General features: G+C 69.6%; 12 protein-coding genes and 2 pseudogenes. 9 read left to right on the top strand and 5 right to left on the bottom strand.

From position 1 onward, the window contains the following. The first annotated feature begins 153 nt into the window (after positions 1-153). Complete coding sequence (locus tag ABZ624_RS38350; protein ID WP_360099478.1) at positions 154-516, top strand: transposase; 363 nt, start codon at positions 154-156, stop codon at positions 514-516. A gap of 131 nt (positions 517-647) precedes the next feature. Beyond that, positions 648-828: pseudogene (locus ABZ624_RS38345) on the top strand (acyl-CoA dehydrogenase); the annotation flags it as partial. Between the two features lie 140 nt (positions 829-968). On the opposite strand, the gene ABZ624_RS38340 reads toward ABZ624_RS38345, so the two are convergent. Continuing rightward, positions 969-1,157, bottom strand: a complete 189-nt coding sequence (locus ABZ624_RS38340; RefSeq protein ID WP_360099492.1) for a hypothetical protein — start codon at positions 1,155-1,157, stop codon at positions 969-971. Between the two features lie 320 nt (positions 1,158-1,477). Here ABZ624_RS38340 and ABZ624_RS38335 point away from each other — a divergent pair, with 320 nt between their 5' ends. Next, positions 1,478-4,192, top strand: a complete 2,715-nt coding sequence (locus ABZ624_RS38335) for a SpoIIE family protein phosphatase (RefSeq protein ID WP_360099476.1) — start codon at positions 1,478-1,480, stop codon at positions 4,190-4,192. Positions 4,193-4,415: 223 nt separating this feature from the next. Continuing rightward, a complete protein-coding gene (locus ABZ624_RS38330) occupies positions 4,416-5,555 on the top strand; it encodes an extracellular solute-binding protein (RefSeq protein ID WP_360099474.1) in 1,140 nt (379 codons plus the stop codon). A gap of 275 nt (positions 5,556-5,830) precedes the next feature. Here the strand turns inward: ABZ624_RS38330 and ABZ624_RS38325 are convergent, their stop codons facing one another. Continuing rightward, entirely contained in the window at positions 5,831-7,282 is a 1,452-nt protein-coding gene (locus tag ABZ624_RS38325; protein ID WP_360099490.1) for an amidase, read from the bottom strand. A 908-nt stretch (positions 7,283-8,190) separates the two neighbouring features. Here ABZ624_RS38325 and ABZ624_RS38320 point away from each other — a divergent pair. The 4 genes from ABZ624_RS38320 to ABZ624_RS38305 all read left to right on the top strand — a co-directional run bounded on the left by ABZ624_RS38320 (position 8,191) and on the right by ABZ624_RS38305 (position 14,818). Further along, entirely contained in the window at positions 8,191-9,654 is a 1,464-nt protein-coding gene (locus ABZ624_RS38320) for an FAD binding domain-containing protein (protein WP_360099472.1), read from the top strand. Continuing rightward, positions 9,651-12,098 carry a xanthine dehydrogenase molybdopterin binding subunit gene (gene xdhB / locus ABZ624_RS38315; RefSeq protein ID WP_360099470.1) on the top strand — a complete coding sequence of 816 codons (2,448 nt, stop codon included), beginning with the start codon at positions 9,651-9,653 and terminating at the stop codon, positions 12,096-12,098. Before ABZ624_RS38320 ends, xdhB begins: the two co-directional genes overlap by 4 nt. A 1-nt stretch (position 12,099) precedes the next feature. Continuing rightward, positions 12,100-12,909 (top strand): xanthine dehydrogenase accessory protein XdhC, encoded by an 810-nt coding sequence (gene xdhC, locus ABZ624_RS38310; RefSeq protein ID WP_360099468.1) that lies wholly within the window; start codon positions 12,100-12,102, stop codon positions 12,907-12,909. A gap of 217 nt (positions 12,910-13,126) precedes the next feature. Continuing rightward, the gene (locus ABZ624_RS38305) at positions 13,127-14,818 is read left to right on the top strand and encodes a hypothetical protein (RefSeq protein ID WP_360099466.1); all 1,692 of its coding nucleotides are present in this window, start codon (positions 13,127-13,129) and stop codon (positions 14,816-14,818) included. Positions 14,819-15,205: 387 nt separating this feature from the next. On the opposite strand, the gene ABZ624_RS38300 is transcribed toward ABZ624_RS38305, so the two are convergent. Both ABZ624_RS38300 and ABZ624_RS38295 read right to left on the bottom strand, forming a co-directional pair. Next, positions 15,206-16,135, bottom strand: a complete 930-nt coding sequence (locus tag ABZ624_RS38300) for a hypothetical protein (RefSeq protein WP_360099464.1) — start codon at positions 16,133-16,135, stop codon at positions 15,206-15,208. Between the two features lie 4 nt (positions 16,136-16,139). Further along, positions 16,140-16,766, bottom strand: coding sequence for a papain-like cysteine protease family protein (locus ABZ624_RS38295; RefSeq protein WP_360099462.1), 627 nt, complete (start codon positions 16,764-16,766; stop codon positions 16,140-16,142). 248 nt (positions 16,767-17,014) lie between these two features. On the opposite strand from ABZ624_RS38295, the gene ABZ624_RS38290 reads away from it, so the two are divergent. Next, positions 17,015-17,959: a hypothetical protein gene (locus ABZ624_RS38290; RefSeq protein ID WP_360099460.1), complete on the top strand. Its 945-nt coding sequence runs from the start codon at positions 17,015-17,017 to the stop codon at positions 17,957-17,959. 157 nt (positions 17,960-18,116) lie between these two features. Here the strand turns inward: ABZ624_RS38290 and ABZ624_RS38285 are convergent. Then, positions 18,117-18,701, bottom strand: a pseudogene (locus tag ABZ624_RS38285) (FAD-dependent monooxygenase); the annotation flags it as partial. Positions 18,702-18,850 lie beyond the last annotated feature (149 nt).

Genomic DNA, 18,850 nt, shown 5'->3' with positions numbered 1-18,850 from the left:
GGTGGACAAGCGCTCCCGGGAAGGCCATAGTCGGCGCGTCGAACGCGGTTGCGGTCATGGGGGTCACGCGAATCCTTGTCTCACGTGGCTCGGCGATATTGCTTTAGGCGGGACGCGCGGAACGGGGAAATCCGTGCGCGGAATTGGGGGGTCATGATGAAATACGAGCTGGCCCGAAGGCTGGTGCCGGACGGGATGTGGAGGCTGGTCGAGCCACTGCTGCCCAGCTTCACGGGACGCCGGCAGGGCGGCGGCACGGCGCCGCTGAACGAGAGACAGACCTTCACCGCGGTGGTCTACGTCCTCACCTCGGGCTGTACGTGGCGGCAGTTACCGCCGTGGCTGGGAGTCTCACCCGCCACTGCGCACCGTCGCTTCATCACCTGGACTCGGGTGTCTCTCTGGGGTCGGCTGGAGGAAGCCGCCGCCGGGCACGCGGACGAGCTGTGGATCAACGACGTCGTCACCACAGCCCGCAAGCGAGCGGCAGCACGCACCTCTTCGGAACCTTGCTGATGTCCACCACGTGAGATGCCTGCTAGGTGCGTTATGCCGGTTACGCCGGTATCCGGTGTGTCCTGACCGTGCACTCACATCGGCACACGACCGCTCCTCTCGAACGGCATCGGCGGTTCGCTCGGAGCTGTTCCGTCCTGGCGCGGGACTTCTCCGCACACGCTGCCGGACTGCACGGCAAAAGCCCGGCGCCCGAACAGCAGCAGGACTGGCCCCTGGGTTCGGCCCCGGCGGCCGGTCGTCGACGAGGCACGCCCGGCGCGGGTCTGGCGGCGGGTCGAGGCGCTGCCCGGCGCGCACGGAATGGCTCCGCGCACGCGCCGTACGTGTCGCCGGAGGCCGGGCCACGTAAACCCGGCCACCGGGTCGGTCATGGCTCAGGCCACCTTGTTCCTCCGGGCGGGCAGATGTGCACTACGGAGAGCGGCCGGCCGTAACCTGACTGTCGATCCTCAGGCATCCTGCTCCGGCAACGGCGTCCCCGCGGAGAACGAGGCGGGCCGGTGGGTGCCGAGGGGCTGCCCTGTCCGCATCACCCCTTCGAGTTGGCGGCGTATGCCCTCGGCGGCGTCACGCACTCGCGCGGGCACATCGCCACGCTCGGCGACGAGCTTGTGGTAGATCGGGGCGTCTTGGAACACGGGCACGAGACCTTTCCGTCGGTGAAGTCACTCCGCATTGCGGCTGCCGAGTGTAGGCGGCATGTACGGGCACCCACGGCCGCCTACGCGTTGGGCGTGGACATACAGGTCGGCTGGATCTGCACTGCCCCTGTGCGGACCGGCCGGTGGCGGTCACATGGTGGTCGGCGGCCCGGAAACGATAGAAAGGGGATATGCATGGAGTTTCGGGTCAATCCGGGCGCGATGTGCCTCATGTGTCTCACGCGTCCAGGAGGACTCATCGGCCCGATCGGTCCCGTCAGGGAGGAGAGGGGCGGCGACCGGGCTCGCTGCTGAGCGTGCGCAGCCTCGCCGGCCAGGTCCTCCTTCTGCAGCTGGCGGTCGTGATGCTGCTCGTCGCGGCCACCCTGGTGGCGCTCGTGGCACAGGCTCGAAGCGATGTCATGGCGGACGCCCGGCAGCGGACGCTCGCCACAGCACAGACGTTCGCGCACTCTCCGGGGACCGTGGCGGCGCTGAACAGCGCGAACCCGACCACCGTGTTGCAGCCGCACGCCGAGGCGGCCCGCAAGGCCGCAGGCGTCGACGCCATCATCGTGTACGGGCTGAACGGGATCACCCTCACGCACAGCGACCCGCACCAGATCGGCAAACACGTCATCGGGCCTTACGCGAAGGCGGCGACCGGCAAGCCGTTCACCAGCACCTTCAAGGGGTCCCTGGGGCTCTCCGTGATCTCGGCGGTTCCCGTCAGGGGTCCTGACGGCTCGGTCATCGCCATCGTCTCCGTGCCCGTCACGGTCGAGACGGTGCAGCACAGGGTGAACCGGCAGCTGCCGGTCCTCTTCGGCGGCGCCGCCGCAGCGCTGGTCGTCGCGGCAGGCGGGTCGGGACTGGTCAGTCGGCGGTTGCGGCGCCAGACCCATGGCCTGGGGGCGACCGAGATGACCCGTATGTACGAACACCACGACGCGGTGCTGCACGCGGTGCGGGAAGGAGTGCTGATCATCGGCGGTGACGGACGGCTGCTGCTGGCCAACGACGAGGCACGGCGGCTGCTGGACCTGCCGGCGGACGCGGAGCGGCGGCACGTCACCGACCTGGGGCTGGACGAGGACCTCGCCGGGCTGCTGGCCTCCGACCGCCCCGCCACGGACGAGGTGTACCTGGCAGCCGGCCGGCTGCTCGCGGTCAACAAGCGGCTCACCGCACCCCACGGACCGGTCGGCAGTGTGGTGACGCTCCGGGACACCACCGAACTCCGGGCCCTCTCCGGCCGGGCCGAGGCGGCGCGCGAACGGTTGAAGTTGCTCTACGACGCCGGACTGCGGATCGGCACCACGCTGGATGTGGAGCGCACGGCTCAGGAACTGGCCGAGGTGGCGGTGCCCCGGTTCGCCGACGTCGTCACCGTCGAACTGCTGGAGCCGGTCCTGCGCGGCGAGGAGCCCCCCGCTGCGACCGCCGTGATCACCGAGCTGCGCCGCAGCGCCGTCGCCGGCCTGGACGCGGACGAGCTCCTCCACCCCGTCGGCGAGCTGATCGGGTTCCCTCCAGGCCACCCCGTCGCCGTGGCGATGACCGAAGGCCGGCCGGTCCTGGCCGGGGACCTGAGCACCTCCGACGGCCGGCGCACCCAGCACCCCGAACATGCCCGGCGGATCCTCGACGACGGAGCCCACTCCCTGCTCGTGATTCCCCTGCGAGCCCGCGGCGCGGGGTTGGGGGTGGTGGACTTCCGGCGCGCGAAGGACTCCCAGCCGTTCGAGGAAGAGGACGCGTCCTTCGCCGAGGAACTGGCCGCCCGGGCCGCGGTGTGCATCGACAACGCCCGTCGATACACCCGCGAACACGCCATGGCCGTCACCCTGCAGCACAGTCTGCTGCCACGCGCGCTGCCCGAGCAGTCCGCCCTCGACGTGGCCTACCGCTATCTGCCGGCCCAGGCCGGGGTGGGCGGGGACTGGTTCGATGTGATCCCGCTGTCCGGCACCCGGGTGGCACTTGTCGTAGGCGATGTCGTCGGTCACGGTCTGCACGCCGCGGCGACCATGGGCCGGCTGCGCACCGCCGTACACAACTTCGCCAGCCTGGACATGCCCGTGGAGGAGCTGCTGGGCCGACTGGACGAGCTGGTGGCCCAGATCGACGCCGAGGAGGCCGCCCCCGCGGAGGACGGGCATGCGATGATCACCGGCGCGACATGCCAGTACGCCGTCTACGACCCCACCTCCGGGCAGCTGGCGCTCGCCACCGCCGGCCACCCGGGACCGGCGGTGGTCCGGCCCGACGGGACCGTCGACTTCCCCCGGCTGCCCGTCTCCCCGCCCTTGGGTCTCGGCGCCGGGCTGCCGGTCGAGACCGCCGAACTCACCGTGCCCGAGGGTTCCCGGCTGGTGCTCTACACCGACGGATTGATCGAGGACCGAACCCGGGACCTGGACGCCGGTCTGGAGGCCCTGCGCGATGCTCTCACAGGGGCCGATCACACGCCGGAGGCCACCTGCGCGGCGGTGATGCAGGCCATGCTGTCCGACCGGCCGAGGGACGACATCGCGCTGCTGGTGGCCCGCACGCGTCGACTGGGGCCAGAGCAGGTCGCCGTATGGGACGTGCCCCGTGACCCGGCTGCGGTGGCCCCGGCACGCGCCGCCTGCGTCCGTAGGCTGACGGAGTGGGGCCTGGAGCGGGTGGCCTTCACCGCCGAACTCATCCTCAGTGAGCTGATCACCAACGCCATCCGCTACGGCACCGCGCCCATCGCCGTCCGCCTGCTCCGCACGATACCGACCAGGAGCCCCTCCGAGGGCACCCTGATCTTCGAGGTCTCCGACGGCAGCAGCACCTCACCCCGGCTGCGCCGGGCGAAGGTCACCGACGAGGGCGGCCGCGGACTCTTCCTGGTCGCCCAGTTCGCTGAACGCTGGGGGACCCGCTACACCCCCACCGGCAAGGTCATCTGGGCGGAACAGACCCTCCACCCCGGCGCCACGCCGGAGACGGAAGGGCTCGGCGAGATCCTGCTCGGCCAATGGGACGACACAGCACTGTGAGGGACGCGCGTACGTCGCCTTCGGCTACGGCCGAGCGCACCGCGTGCCGGTACCCTGGCCTCGACGACCATTTCGCCGGCGAGTGGACCCCCGGCCCGGAACAGCTACCGGACTTCACGACCGGCCACGGCGGCACCGGGCATTCCTTCGGTGGCCCGACGCGCCCTGTACCCCAGCACACCTTCCCCGGCGGCAACCTCATCCCCCACGCCCTGGAGTAGTCGTGACCGGACCCCGTGCCCGAGCAGCGGCCGTCCTGGGCTGCTTCGCTCTCGTGGCACTGGGACTGAACGCTTGCCAGAACACGCCGACCGCCGGACTTGCGAAGCCGTCGGTGGCCACCTCCGCCGAGGACGTGGGTGGTATGCGCGCGCTGATCGCCGCAGCGAAACGGGAAGGCGCACTCAGAGCGATCGCGCTGCCGCGGGACTGGGCCGACTACGGCGGCCTGATCGACGGCTTCGAGAAGAAGTACGGCATCAAGGTCACGGTCGAAAATCCGCTGGGCCACAGCGAGGACGAGATCGACACCCTTCGCAAGAAGGGGAACCGGCCGACAGCCCCCGACGTGATCGACGTGGGCGACACGTTCGCGCGGAACGCCGCGGCGCAGAATCTGCTCGCGCCGTACAAGGTCACCGCCTACGACTCGATCCCCGGCAACCAGAAGGACTCCCAGGCCCGCTGGTCCAACAACTACGGGGGCTACATCTCCATCGGCTGCGACGCCAACAGGGTCAGGCCCTGCCCGGAGACCTTCGCCGATCTGCTGAAGCCCGTCTACCGAGGCAAGGTCGCACTCGAAGGCGACCCGCCCCGATCCGCTACCGCCTTCGCCAGCGTCTACGCGGCCGCGCTGGCGAACGGCGGGTCGTTCGCGGACGTCCAGCCCGGTCTCGACTTCTTCGCCAGACTCAACGAGAACGGCAACCTCAACCCCCTCAGATCCACCCTGGCAACGGTCGAGGACGGCCGGACCCCCATCAGCATCAACTGGGACTACATCAACCTGCACTACGCCGACCAGCTCCGCGGAAAGGGCGTGAACTGGCAGGTCGCCATCCCCTTCGACGGCAGCTTCGCCCAGTACTTCGCGCTGGCGGTCAACAAGAACGCCCCGCACCCGGCGGCTGCCCGGCTGTGGCAGGAGTACCTCTTCAGCCCACAGGGCCAGAACCTGCGGCTGCGCGGCTACGCCCGCCCGGTGCTCATGGACGCCATGAAGCAGGACGGCACCCTCGACAAGGCCGCCGCCGCACGACTGCCGACGGTTGAGGGAACGCCGCAGTTCCCGACGGACGCGCAACTGGAGAAGGCGAGGGAGGCAGTCACCCAGGGCTGGGCGAAGGCCGTCCCCGGCTGATACTCCAGTCACCGCTGCCGGAGCCGGTCTTCTCCGGGAGTGGCGGCGGCGGGCCGCAGCAGACGTCCAGAAGGGCTTGGAGGTCGTCCGGCACCCGAGCGACCGGCATCCCGAGGAGGCGCTGGACGAGTTCGGTGTGCGGGCACCGGCGCAGCGACAGTGCGCATTCGGAGGACCTCGCCGTGATCCGCACCTCGCCCGCGAGGGGCGGGCAGGGCCGTTGCCGACCCATCGGACCCGGACTGGCTGCCGGGTCCGGTGGCGCACCGTGGAGCCTACTTCGGTGCCTGGAAGCCGCCGATCCTCTCCTCGAGCAGTTCAGCCAGCCGCAGCGGGGTGCGGTCCTCGAACAGCGGACCGATGAGCTGCACCCCCACCGGCAGCCCCTCGGGGGACCGGCCCGCCGGTACGGCAGTGGCGGGCAGACCGGGCATGGTGGCCACACCGGCCCAGACGAGCTGGTCGAGGTACGGGTACTCGACGCCGTCGATGTCGATCCGGCGTTCTCTCAGATCGGGGTTGTGATCGTGCGGAAACGCGGGAGTGGGAGTGATGGGACACACCACGGCGTCGAACTCGGCGAAGAGCTGCCGCCAGCCGTGGCGGTGGAGCTCGCGACGGCTGTTCACCTCTATCCAGTCGCGGTGGCTGGACACCAAGCCGCGCAGCCGCACCGCATCGAGACTCTGGTCGTCGGCGCTCAGCCCGGCGGCGATGATCCGCAGCTGCTCGTGCTCTGCGACGGGAATACGCGCGGCGGAGTTCGAAAACAGCAACTGCATGTAGATCACCGCGGCTTCGGTCGGATCGGGCAGCAGCGTACTGTGCCGCTCGACCCGGGCGCCGCCGTCGACAAGCGCATCGGCCACCCGGTTCACGCCCGCCCGCACCGCGGACCCGGTCGGAATGAGCGGATGGTCGTCGAGGACCAGGACCCGGAAGTCGCAGAGCCGCTCGTGGCGCGCGGGCGGCAGCCTCAAGTCGTGCGCCACACCGAGCGTCAGCGGGTCCGGTCCGGCCATGACATCGAGCAGGAGCGTGAGGTCGCGAGCCGAACGCGCCATCGGACCGACGACGGCGAGGTCGAGGTCGGCCGGCAACGCCGGCGCCGGCGGCGGGACCATACCGCGGGCCGCCGCCAGCCCGAGCGTCGGCTTGTGTACGTAGACACCACAGAAGTGTGCCGGGGTGCGCAACGAACCGGCGATGTCGGAGCCGATGGACAGCGCGCCGAATCCGGACGCCAGGGCCGCCGCCGATCCGCCGGAGGATCCACCCGCAGTGCGACCGTGATCCCACGGGTTACTGGTGGTGCCGTAGATCTCGTTGAAGCTCTGCACATCTTGCAGCCTCAAGGGCACATTGGTCTTACCGAGCACCACCGCGCCTGCGGCCTTGAGCCGCGACACCTGCACCGCGTCCTCGGCCGGCATGTAGTCCCGGTGCAGCGGCATGCCCCAAGTCGTGGGCAGCCCGGCGATGTTGTAGGACTCTTTGACCGTCACCGGGACGCCGAGCAGCGGCCGGTCCTCACCGCGGGCGCGCGCCTGGTCGGCGCCGCGCGCGGCGGCCCGTGCACGGTCGAAGTCCGGCACACAGATCGCGCTGATCGCCTTGTCGTCCCGCTCGATACGGGCGATCGCCTCGTCGGTCAGTTCCGCCGAGGTCACTTCACCGGCGCGCAAGGCAGCCGCGAGTTCTTCGGCCGTCGCAAAATTCCACTCCATGAATCCGACCGTATAGGCCTGTGGAGCAGGCCATAAAATGCCGCTTCGCACAACGGGGTTGGAGTCTCCACACTCATTAAGACCATCGACATCAGCGACTTCGTCGACCTGGAGCAGATCGAGCCGGTCTACTCCGACCGCACCTACCCAGGAGCTGCTGCGTGCTGCGCTCGCCAAGGCGCACAAGGTCGGGATCGACGGCAGGGGCTCCTGGACGCCCGGGTCCGTGAGCTCATAGCCTGCTGCGTCGACCGCCGCACGGGCCTTTGCCGGGGCCAGATCCCGGTCGCTGGTCACGACGGCCCTGCCGCTGTCCACGTCCACCGTTACGGCGACGACCCGACCACGCGCTGTATCTCCTCGGTGACGGATGCCGCACAGCGCTCGCACACGGCAGGGCGTCCAGGTGCTCTTCCGCTTCCACGCCAAGTTCCTCGCTGAGGCCCGTCCCCATGCGAACCGTCTGATCGGGGTGCGTCAGCCGGGCTCGGCCCGGAGCTGCGCCGGAACAGCTGGTCAGGGCGGCATCCCGGCCTTGATTCCCACCGGCTGTCAAGAGCCGGACGTCGACCTCTTGACCTCTGTGGCCCCAGCCACTAATTTGCGGTAGCCGATCCATCACTACCGAAAGGAGGCGACCAGCGGATGAACACCAGCTCTGATCTCGGTCGCCTCGCCCAGCGCACGGTCTGGGTTCCGGGTCGGATCGCGCACGGCTGCTGAGTACGCCGTTCTGATGTGCCCGTCCGTGGCACATTCGGGGATTCCCGTCACCACCTTCCGGCACGTCGCTGTCGCGTGCCTTTTTGCGCCTGATTCTCTGACCTGGCGCGTCTGAACACAGAAAGCTGCCTGAAATTGGCGAACATGATGAATCGACCCACCACACACCGGAACGAAGGCCCGTCATGGTAGCCGCGCGGATCACGGTCAACGGGAATGAAACACCGATCTCACCGGCTGCGCCCCACACCACAGCGCTGGACTTCCTGCGCGAGCGTGGCCTCACCGGCACCAAGGAAGGCTGCGCCGAGGGTGAATGCGGCGCCTGTTCGATCCTGGTGGCCCGCCCCGGAGTGAACAAGCCCACCGACTGGGTGGCGGTCAACGCCTGCCTGGTCCCGGTCGCGGCGCTCGACGGTCAGGAGATCATCACCTCCGAAGGTCTCGCCACCGTCGGCGAACCCGGCACGCCGCCCACCTTGCACCCGGTGCAGGAGGAGATGGCGGTCCGTGGCGGCTCCCAATGCGGTTACTGCACGCCGGGATTCATCTGCAGCATGGCCGCCGAGTACTACCGGCCGAACCGCTGCGCGCATGCGGACTCGGCGGACAGCACCGACGCCGAGCACGGCCCGAACGGATTTGATCTGCACGCGCTGAGCGGAAACCTGTGCCGCTGCACCGGCTACCGCCCGATTCGCGATGCCGCGTTCGCCGTCGGTACGCCCACCGAAGAGGACCCGCTGGCCCAGCGTCGTGAACAGTCCCCGCCCGCACCGGTTGCCACCGAATACACCCAGGACGACAGCGCGTTCCTGCGGAAGAGCACCCTCGCCGAGACACTGCAGTTGCTGCGCGAGCGGCCCGACGCGATGGTGGTCGCCGGCTCCACCGACTGGGGCGTCGAGGTGAACATCCGTTCCCGCCGCGCGGGTTGCGTGGTCGCCATCGACCGGCTGCCCGAACTGCGGGACCTGCGAGTCGAATCGGACTACATCGAGATCGGGGCGGCGCTGACGCTCACCGAGATCGAACGCCGCCTCGACGGCAGCGTCCCGCTGCTGGCACAGCTGTTCCCGCAGTTCGCATCCCGGCTCATCCGCAACAGTGCGACCTTCGGCGGCAACCTGGGTACCGGCTCTCCCATCGGTGACAGCCCGCCCGTGCTGCTCGCGCTGGAGGCATCGGTGGTCCTCGCCGACGCCGACGGTGAGCGCGAGGTCGCGCTGGCGGACTACTTCACCGGCTACCGGCAGAGCGTGCGCAGGCCCGGCGAGCTGATCCGCGCGGTGCGCATCCCGCTGCCGCTGTCGCCGGTCGTGGCCTTCCACAAGATCGCCAAGCGGCGCTTCGACGACATCTCCAGCGTGGCGGTCGCTTTCGCGCTGGACATCGAGGACGGGATGATCCGCAAGGCACGCATCGGCCTGGGCGGCGTGGCCGCCACCCCGATCCGCGCCCTCGCCACCGAGGCGGCCCTGGAGGGCAAGCCGTGGGCGGCAGAGACGGTCGAGGCCGCGGCCCAGGTGCTGCAGGCCCAGGGCACGCCCATGAACGATCACCGGGCCAGCGCCGGCTACCGCTCCGCGATGCTGGGCCAGAGCCTGCTGAAGCTGTACGCGCAGACCACCGAGGCGGTGTCGTCATGAGCCATCTGTCCGAGCGCCCCGAAAAGCCCGTCGTCGGCGTTTCGATGCCGCACGAGAGCGCCGGCCTGCACGTCACCGGCACCGCGCTCTACACCGACGACCTGGTCCATCGCACCAAGGACGTACTGCACGCCTACCCGGTCCAGGTCATGAAGGCCCACGGCCGCATCACCGCGCTGCGCACCGAGCCCGCACTCGCCGTGCCCGGTGTGGTCCGCGTCCTGACCGGTGCCGACGTGCCCGGCGTCAACGACGCCGGAATGAAGCACGATGAACCGCTGTTCCCCGACGAGGTCATGTTCTACGGCCATGCGGTCGCCTGGGTGCTCGGCGAGACCCTGGAGGCGGCCAGGCTCGGTGCCGCGGCCGTCGAGGTGGAGCTCGACGAACTGCCCTCCCTGGTCACGCTGCAGGACGCGCTCGCGGCGGGCAGCTATCACGGCGCCCAGCCCGTGATGGAGACCGGTGACACCGACGCGGGCTTCGCCGACTCCGCGCACGTGTTCACCGGGGAGTTCCAGTTCTCCGGTCAGGAACACTTCTACCTCGAGACGCACGCGGCGCTGGCCCAGGTCGACGAGAACGGGCAGGTGTTCATCCAGAGCAGCACCCAGCACCCGTCGGAGACCCAGGAAATCGTCTCGCACGTGCTCGGGGTGCCCGCCCACGAGGTGACCGTGCAGTGCCTGCGGATGGGCGGCGGCTTCGGCGGCAAGGAGATGCAGCCACACGGGTTCGCCGCTGTCGCCGCGCTCGGGGCCAAGCTGACCGGCCGGCCGGTCCGGTTCCGGCTCAACCGGACCCAGGACCTGACCATGTCCGGTAAGAGGCACGGGTTCCACGCCCAGTGGAAGATCGGCTTCGACGCGGACGGCCGTATCCAGGCCCTGGACGCCACGTTGACCGCGGACGGCGGCTGGAGCCTGGACCTCTCCGAGCCGGTGCTGGCCCGGGCGCTGTGCCACATCGACAACACCTACTGGATTCCCAACGCGCGCGTCGCCGGTCGCATCGCCAAGACCAACACGGTCTCCAATACCGCCTTCCGCGGCTTCGGCGGACCGCAGGGCATGCTGGTGATCGAGGACATCCTCGGCCGCTGCGCGCCGCTGCTCGGCCTGGACCCCATGGAGTTGCGGGAACGCAACTTCTACCAGCCGGGCCAGGGCCAGACGACGCCGTACGGACAGCCGGTCACGCAGCCCGAACGGATCTCCACCGTCTGGCAGCAGGTTCAGGACTCCGCCGGTATCGCCGATCGCAAGCGCGAGATCGCCGCCTTCAATGCCGCCCACCCGCACACCAAGCGAGCCCTCGCGATCACCGGAATCAAGTTCGGCATCTCGTTCAACCTCACCGCCTTCAACCAGGGCGGCGCGCTGGTGCTGATCTACAAGGACGGCTCCGTCCTGATCAACCACGGCGGCACCGAGATGGGCCAGGGCCTGCACACCAAGATGCTGCAGGTGGCCGCGACCACGCTGGGCATCCCGCTGCACAAGGTCCGGCTGGCCCCCACGCGCACCGACAAGGTGCCCAACACCTCTGCCACCGCCGCCAGTTCCGGGGCGGATCTCAACGGTGGCGCGGTGAAGAACGCCTGCGAGCAGTTGCGCGAGCGGCTGCTGCAGGTGGCCGCCACCCAACTGGGCGCGAACGCCTCGGACGTGCGCATCGTCGAGGGCGTCGCGCGCGCCCTCGGCAACGACAAGGAGCTGGCCTGGGACGACCTGGTGCGCACCGCGTACTTCCAGCGCGTCCAGTTGTCGGCGGCCGGCTTCTACCGGACCGAGGGGCTGCACTGGGACGCGAAGACGTTCCGGGGCTCGCCGTTCAAGTACTTCGCCCACGGCGCCGCCGCGACCGAGGTGGAGGTCGACGGCTTCACCGGCGCGTACCGCATCCGGCGGGTGGACATCGTGCACGATGTCGGTGACAGCCTGTCCCCGATGATCGACATCGGTCAGGTCGAGGGCGGTTTCGTACAGGGCGCGGGCTGGCTGACGCTCGAGGATCTGCGCTGGGACACCGGTGACGGCCCGAACCGCGGCCGGCTGCTGACCCAGGCCGCGAGCACCTACAAGCTGCCGAGCTTCTCGGAGATGCCCGAGGAGTTCAACGTCACGCTGCTGGAGAACGCCACCGAGGAGGGCGCGGTCTACGGCTCCAAGGCGGTGGGCGAGCCTCCGCTGATGCTGGCGTTCTCGGTGCGCGAGGCATTGCGGCAGGCCACCGCCGCGTTCGGACCGAGCGGGGTCAGCGTCGATCTGGCCTCGCCCGCGACCCCGGAGGCGGTGTACTGGGCGATCCAGGCGGCTCGCCAGGGCGATGCCTCCCGGAACGGTCACGGCGGCAACGGGTTGGCCGCAGGCGGCCACACCCGACACGGGCACGCCGCCAACGGCACGATCCGAACCGACGCAAAAGCACTGAACGGTGCCTGACATGACGTGGATCGCCGCGGTCGCACGGTTGCGGGCACGCCGGGAGTCCGGCGTCCTGGTGACCGTCGCGACCGTGCGCGGCCATGCCCCACGCGACGCCGGAGCGAAACTCGTCGTGGGGCAGACCGAGACATGGGGCTCGATCGGCGGCGGCAATGTCGAGGCCGTCGCGATCGATCGGGCCCGGGAGATGATCACCGTGTCCAAGCCGGAGCCGGAGCTGATCGATTTCGCCCTCAACGACAAGGTGACCAACCAGCACGGCGTGCAGTGCTGCGGCGGTACGGTCTCGGTGTTGCTCGAACCGCTGCCGGTGGTACGGGCGGTGGCGATCTTCGGCGTCGGGCACGTCGGGCTGGAGCTGGCGCGCGTCCTGGCACGTCAGGACCTCGACCTCCATCTGATCGACAGCCGCTCCGACGTCCTCACCGAGGAGCGGCTCGACGTGCTGGCGGACGCGGTGGCGCAGGTGCACGTGCATCACACGCCACTGTTGCCGGAAGAGGTGCTGGAGGAGCTGCCGCGCGGCACCCACATCCTGATCATGACCCATGATCATGCCGAGGACGCCGCTCTGTGCGACGCCGCCTTGCGCACCACCCACCTCGGATCCATCGGGCTGATCGGATCGGCGGCCAAGTGGGCAAGATTCCGTAAACGCCTCGCCACCGAGGGCGGTCACGACGAGGCCACCATCGATCGGATCAAGACTCCGATCGGGCTGGCCGACATCACGGGCAAGGAACCCGCGACCATCGCCCTGAGCGTCGCCGCCGATTTGCTGCTCACCTTCGAAACCGAGAAGAACTGACCCACCGCTCGGATCGGCAGGGTGCCCCGCGCTCGCGCGCACGAACACACGCGGGGCACCCTCACGGGGGGCATTGAACGGTCCTTGCCTCACCGCGCGGCCCAGGGGCGTCGGCCCACTACGCTGCTCGGTACACGCTTTGCGCGGTCGGCGCGGTCGGCGCGGTCGGCGCAGTCGGTTCCCGGCGCTTCGGCGGTCGGGTGGTGAGGGGCGATGCATGGTCTATTACGATCTCGGCACATACAGCCGCCCCGTGACGACTTCCTCGCCCGAGGCACAACTCTGGTTCGACCGCGGACTGGTCTGGACATACGCCTTCCACCACGAGGAAGCCGTCTCCTGCTTCGAAGCCGCCGCGGCGGCCGACCCCGGCTGTGCCATGGCGTACTGGGGCATCGCCTACGCACTCGGCCCCAACTACAACAAGCCGTGGGAGTTCTTCGACGAGCAGGACCTCGCACGCACCGTCGAACGCACCCACGCCGCCGTCGAACTCGCCCACGAGAAGGCGGAATCCAGCGCCACACCCGTCGAACGAGCCCTGATCGGCGCGTTGCGCACCCGCTATCCACAGGCGGAGGCCGTCGACGACTGCTCCGTGTGGAACGCGCCGTACGCCGACAGCATGCGCGCCGTCCACGAAATCGCTCCGGACGACCTCGACGTCACCACCCTGTACGCCGACGCGCTGATGAACCTCACTCCTTGGCGGCTGTGGAACCTGCGGACCGGTGAACCGGCCGAAGGCGCCCGCACCCTCGAAGCCAAGGCAGTCCTGGACCGGGCGGTGGCGACAGATGCCGGGGCGGGACACCTCGGCATCCTGCACATGTACATCCACCTGATGGAGATGTCCCCGACACCCGAGGCCGCCCTGCCCGTCGCCGACCGGCTGCGCGGCCTGGTGCCCGACGCCGGCCACCTGCAGCACATGCCTTCACACATCGAGGTGCTCTGCGGCGACTACCGGCGAGTGGTGTCGGACAACGACGCCGCGATCGCGGCCGACGACAAGTTCCACGCGCGGGCCGGAGCCATGAACTTCTACACGCTGTACCGCTCGCACAACTACCATTTCAAGATCTACGGCGCGATGTTCCTCGGCCGGTTCCGGACCGCTCTGCAGGCGGCTGCCCAACTGGAGGCGTCCATCCCCGAGGAGCTGCTGCGCGTGCAGAGCCCGCCCATGGCTGACTGGCTGGAGGGCTTCCTCGCCATGCGGGTCCATGTACTGATCCGCTTCGGCCGCTGGAACGACATCCTGAGCATGCCCATGCCCGCCGACCCGGAGCTCTACAGCGTGAGCACCGCGATGCTGCGCTATGCCCGAGGCGTCGCGTTCGCGGCCACCGGCCATGTCGCCGAGGCCGAGGCCGAACGCCGGCTCTTCGGCGAGGCGGTCGCCAGGGTGCCGGAGACACGCATGCTGTTCAACAACACCTGTGCCGACATCCTGGCGATCGCGTCGGCGATGCTCGACGGCGAACTCGAATACCGCAAGGGCAACCATGACGCCGCCTTCGCCGCACTCAAGCGGTCGATCGAATTGGATGACAACCTTCCCTACGACGAGCCGTGGGGATGGATGCAGCCCACCCGGCACGCCTACGGCGCCCTGCTCCTGGAACGGGGGCGCGTCGCGGAGGCCGAGGCGGTCTACCGGGCCGACCTGGGACTCGACGACACCCTGCCACGCGCTGTGCAGCACCCCGACAACGTCTGGGCCCTGCACGGGCTGCACGAGTGCCTGGTCCGGCTGGGCAAGGCGGGAGAAGCACAGATCGTGGCTCAGAAGTTGAAGATCGCCGTCGCGATGGCGGACGTACCGATCGAGGCGTCCTGCTTCTGCCGCCTCGGCGCGGTCCCGGACACCACCGGCGGAGGCGGTTGCTGCACGCTGGAACATTGAGCCGTCAGGAGACGGCCAGGGGCGGGGGAGCGGTGGTTCCGGAGGCCTGGGCTGACCGGAGCTGTTCCTCACACTCGGCTCATCGCTAGCCCTGCCCCCGGCCGTGTTCCATCGACTGGTTCCCACCCCCAGAGGTACCGCACCGCACCTCTACGGCCTGCGCCCACCAGGCGTCGATCGCTGGGTGAACATCGCCGACCATGGCGATCCCGTGGCCGTCCCCCCAGGTTGAGCCAGCACTTCGACCCCGGTTGCTGTGCGCAACCTAAGGGGTTGTGATACGCCATCGCCCACCGTTGACGGGCAGGCAGTCGTGATCCTGGGCCGCCCGGAGACGTGCCCCAGGCCGGTCGAGCCTGGGGCACGGGGGCGGGCCGGGGAGGCGGCTCAGCTGACGCGGTGCGAGTGCCGTAGGCGGCGGACGCCGAAGCAGGCGCCGAGCAGGACGGCGACGGCCGTCGCGGCGGCGCCCGCGGTGACGGCTACCCCGGCGGTCGCCGCGGGTGCGGTGGACGCGCGCGGAGGCGCGGCCGTACCGCCGTAACCGCCGCCCTCGCCCGCCTGGTCGTAGGCGGACTTCGGGAGCTTGTCGCCGTATTTCGTGTGTACGAGGCGCTGGTAGGCGGCCGTGGTCACGCCGCCGATCCCTACGGCGTGCCGCGCGTCGGGGTCGAGCGGCAGCACACGACCGTCGCGCACCACGTACCAGGCGTCGATCTGCGGTTCCCGGAAGACGGTTCCGAGGCCGTGCGCCTCGCTGACATAGTCGGTCTCGTCACCGCCGGTCGCGATGTTGACGACCCTCCACCCCTTCGCCGTCCGTACGGTCCACACCGAGGCCACCTGGCCGTCCGCGGAGACCGCCTTGCTCGCGACGAACTGCGGGTCCGCGACAGGGGCGCCCCGCCGTCCGGCGACGAAACCCGGGTCGAGGAAGTAGACGGTTACCGACGGCCCGACCAGGTGCGGCCGGGCCGCGCTCTGCGCGATCGCGCCGTCGCGGGCGAAGAAGCGCGAGAGGGTGATGAGCGTGGCCGGGGTTGACGCCGCCTCGCGCGCCTGAGCGGTGTCGGCGGCGGTGAAGGGTGCGGGGAAGTCGCCGGCAGCCGCCGCGTGGGCGGTGGTGGGGGCGAGTACGCCGAGGGTCGCGGTGGCGGCGAGCACCACCAGCGCCGCGGTCTTGTGGACGGGCCTGGAGCCGGCGGACGTGTGCCGGTTCGGTGTGCGGCGCTTCGGTGACGTCGGCGTCGGCGACGTGCCGCTCGATGACTTCTGGGCCGGTGCGGTCCGGATCGGTGACGTGCGGATCGGGGTCATGGGGTCACGCTCCGATCCCGTAGAGCGAGTGGGTCCACGTGAACGAGTTGTTGCTCACGTAGTAGTCGTAATCCGCCCAGTTGTAGCGGTAGTTGGAGGGCCACGGGTCGCCCCAGTAGACCTGGTTGCCGGAGGTGTCGTAGCCGTACAGCACATGCATGTGCCCGCCCCCGGAGCTCCACTGGATGCGCGTCTCGACGGGACGGCCGGCGTTGATCTCCGTCTGCACGGTGCTGTAGCGCAGATAACCGCTCACGTACGTACCGGGGTTGATGCCCATCCAGTCGAGGGCGTTCTGCACGTCGTCCAACGCCGCCTGCCAGTTGCCGCAGGTGCTGCCCTGGGGCCGGCTGAAAGCGGCGTCGCAGAACTGGTTCTGGGTGTAGTCGCGCCCGAACCACGACGCGATGGTGTTGCCGCTCGCCGCCCAGCACCAGTTGCTGTTCTGCTGCGCCTGCATGGTGATGTTGAGGCGCTTGGCGGCGGGGACGGCGGGGTGAGCGGAGGTCCGAGGAACGGCGTGCGGAGCGGCGTGAGCGGTGGCAGTTGGCACCAGGGCGGGCGACAGAACGGCGACGGTCACGAGGACCGCTGACGCCAGCCGTCTACGGCCCCAGGTGGTAGTGGACATGGCGTTCCTCCCAGTTGGGGTGGGGGTGGAGGAGCGCGTCCGGACGCTGCGACAGCAGCATCGATCGTTGTCGCGTCCCGGTCAACGAAGTTATCCACAGGGCTGGCGGTGAAGTGAATTCCACCCGTACCGTTGTGAACGCCACAGCAGGTACCAGCACGTGGCAGCACACGTAACGCCCTGTTCCAGGACGGGGAAGTGAACGTTCACCGTTGAACGATCAGAGGGGGTGGGAGGGGAGGGGCCCAATGGCAGCACAGAGCACCGATCGCCGTGCCACCCCACGCCCCGATGCCGAACTCGCCGAGGCCCTCCGCACCGGCCCGTTCTCCGCCGCGCTCCGCGCCGCGCTTGCCGCACGCGGGCTGGCTCTGCATCGCGTGCAGCACCGGCTCGCCCAGCGCGGCATACGTGTCGGTGTGACCAGCCTCAGCTACTGGCAGCGCGGTGTGCGGCGGCCCGAGCGGCCCGAGTCGCTTCGTGCCGTCACCGCGCTCGAGGAGATCCTGGAGCTTCCCCCGCACGCCCTCACCCGCCTGCTAGGCCCACGCGGCACCAGCGACCATCCCCAGGCGCGCCCGTATCGCACCCTCCTCGAACCTGCCGCCGCGGTGGAATCGCTGCTGGCGAGTCTGGCGGCACCGGCGGACGGCGGGCTGCACACCGTGATCCACTACGAGCACGTTCACATCGGTGCCCATCGAGAGCTCGCAGCCCGCGACTCGCAACATGTCGTACGGGCCCACCGCGATGGTGTCGACCGCTATCTCGCCATCTATCACGGCGACCCGGGCTGCGACACGGAACGGGTACGGGTGCGCGGTCTCGGCAACTGCCGGGTCGGGCGGATCCGGCGCCACGGCGCTTCGGGGGTGATCGTCGTCGAGCTGCTCTTCGACGGGCGGTTGAGGGTCGGGGAGACCGCCGTCCTGGGGTACCGCTTCGAGGACGGAACCGGCGCGCCCAGTCATGAGTACGTGCGCGGCTTCACCTACGGCGGCGGTCAGTATGTCCTCCAGGTCGGCTTCGACCGCGCCGCCCTGCCCGTCCACTGCCGCCGTTTCGCCCGTCCCTCGGCGACCGCCCCTCGCGAGGCCGTCGCCGATCTGACAGTGAACGCCCATGGCTCGGTCCACCTGGTGGAGCCGCAGATACGGCCGGGCGTCCTCGGTATCACATGGGAGTGGGACTAAGGACTGGGATCAGAACGAGGCGCTCTCCGCTCGGAAATGACGGGGTGTCAGTTGGCGTCGTCGCCCGCCAGACAGGGGGTGGGTGCGGCCGAGACGCGTGGTGTCGTCACATTCCCTCCTTCCCGCGGGGCGGACGACGGGAATGTGACGACAGGGCTCAGGGCTGGGCCTCGTTGTCGCCACTGAAATCGGGTACGTCGGCGGACAGCAGGTGTTCGGCGCCGTGTTCGAGGGCCTTGGCCGCCTCGGTGGAGCGGGGGAGCATGGTCTTCTCGTAGGTGCGGAGGGCGTCGTCGACAGTGGCGGCGTTCGCGAGGGCGAGGGCGAGTTCGCTGGCGTCGAGCATGGCGAGGTTGACGCCGACGCCGAGCGGGGGCATGAGGTGGGCGGCGTCGCCCAGCAGGGTCACCGTCGCGTTGCGTTCCCAGGTGTGCGGGACAGGGAGGGCGAGGATCGGGCGGTCGATGTAGGGGCCGTCGTTTTCGGTGATCATCTGGCGCATGCGGGGCGACCAGTGGGCGTACTCGTCGAGTAGCACGGCGCGGATGCCGTCGGTGTCCTCGGCGGTCAGCCCGTTGGCGCTGATCCAGTCGACCGGGACGCGCTGGATGATGTAGACGCGGATGTGGTTTCCGCTGTTGCGCTGGGCGAACAGGCCGCGTTCGCCGTCAGCTGCGTGGGCGCTGCCCGAACCGACCAGCTCGGCGATCTCGGGGTGTCGGTTCTCGACGTCCGAGAACCATGAGCCTTTTCAACGGTGAGCCTCCAGGGTGAGGATGGCCTTTGTGGTTGACGTGAGTGCGTTCGGGCTGAGTCTGGCCTTGCGGAGGATCCGCCAGGTCTTGATCCGGGCGATGGTGCGCTCCACCGGGTAGCGGAGCCGGGCATGCG

It is taken from the genome of Streptomyces sp. NPDC007205 (assembly GCF_040634095.1).
Taxonomy (GTDB): domain Bacteria; phylum Actinomycetota; class Actinomycetes; order Streptomycetales; family Streptomycetaceae; genus Streptomyces.
Note: the sequence above shows the minus strand (reverse complement) of the source record. Positions and strands in the feature narration are given on the sequence as shown.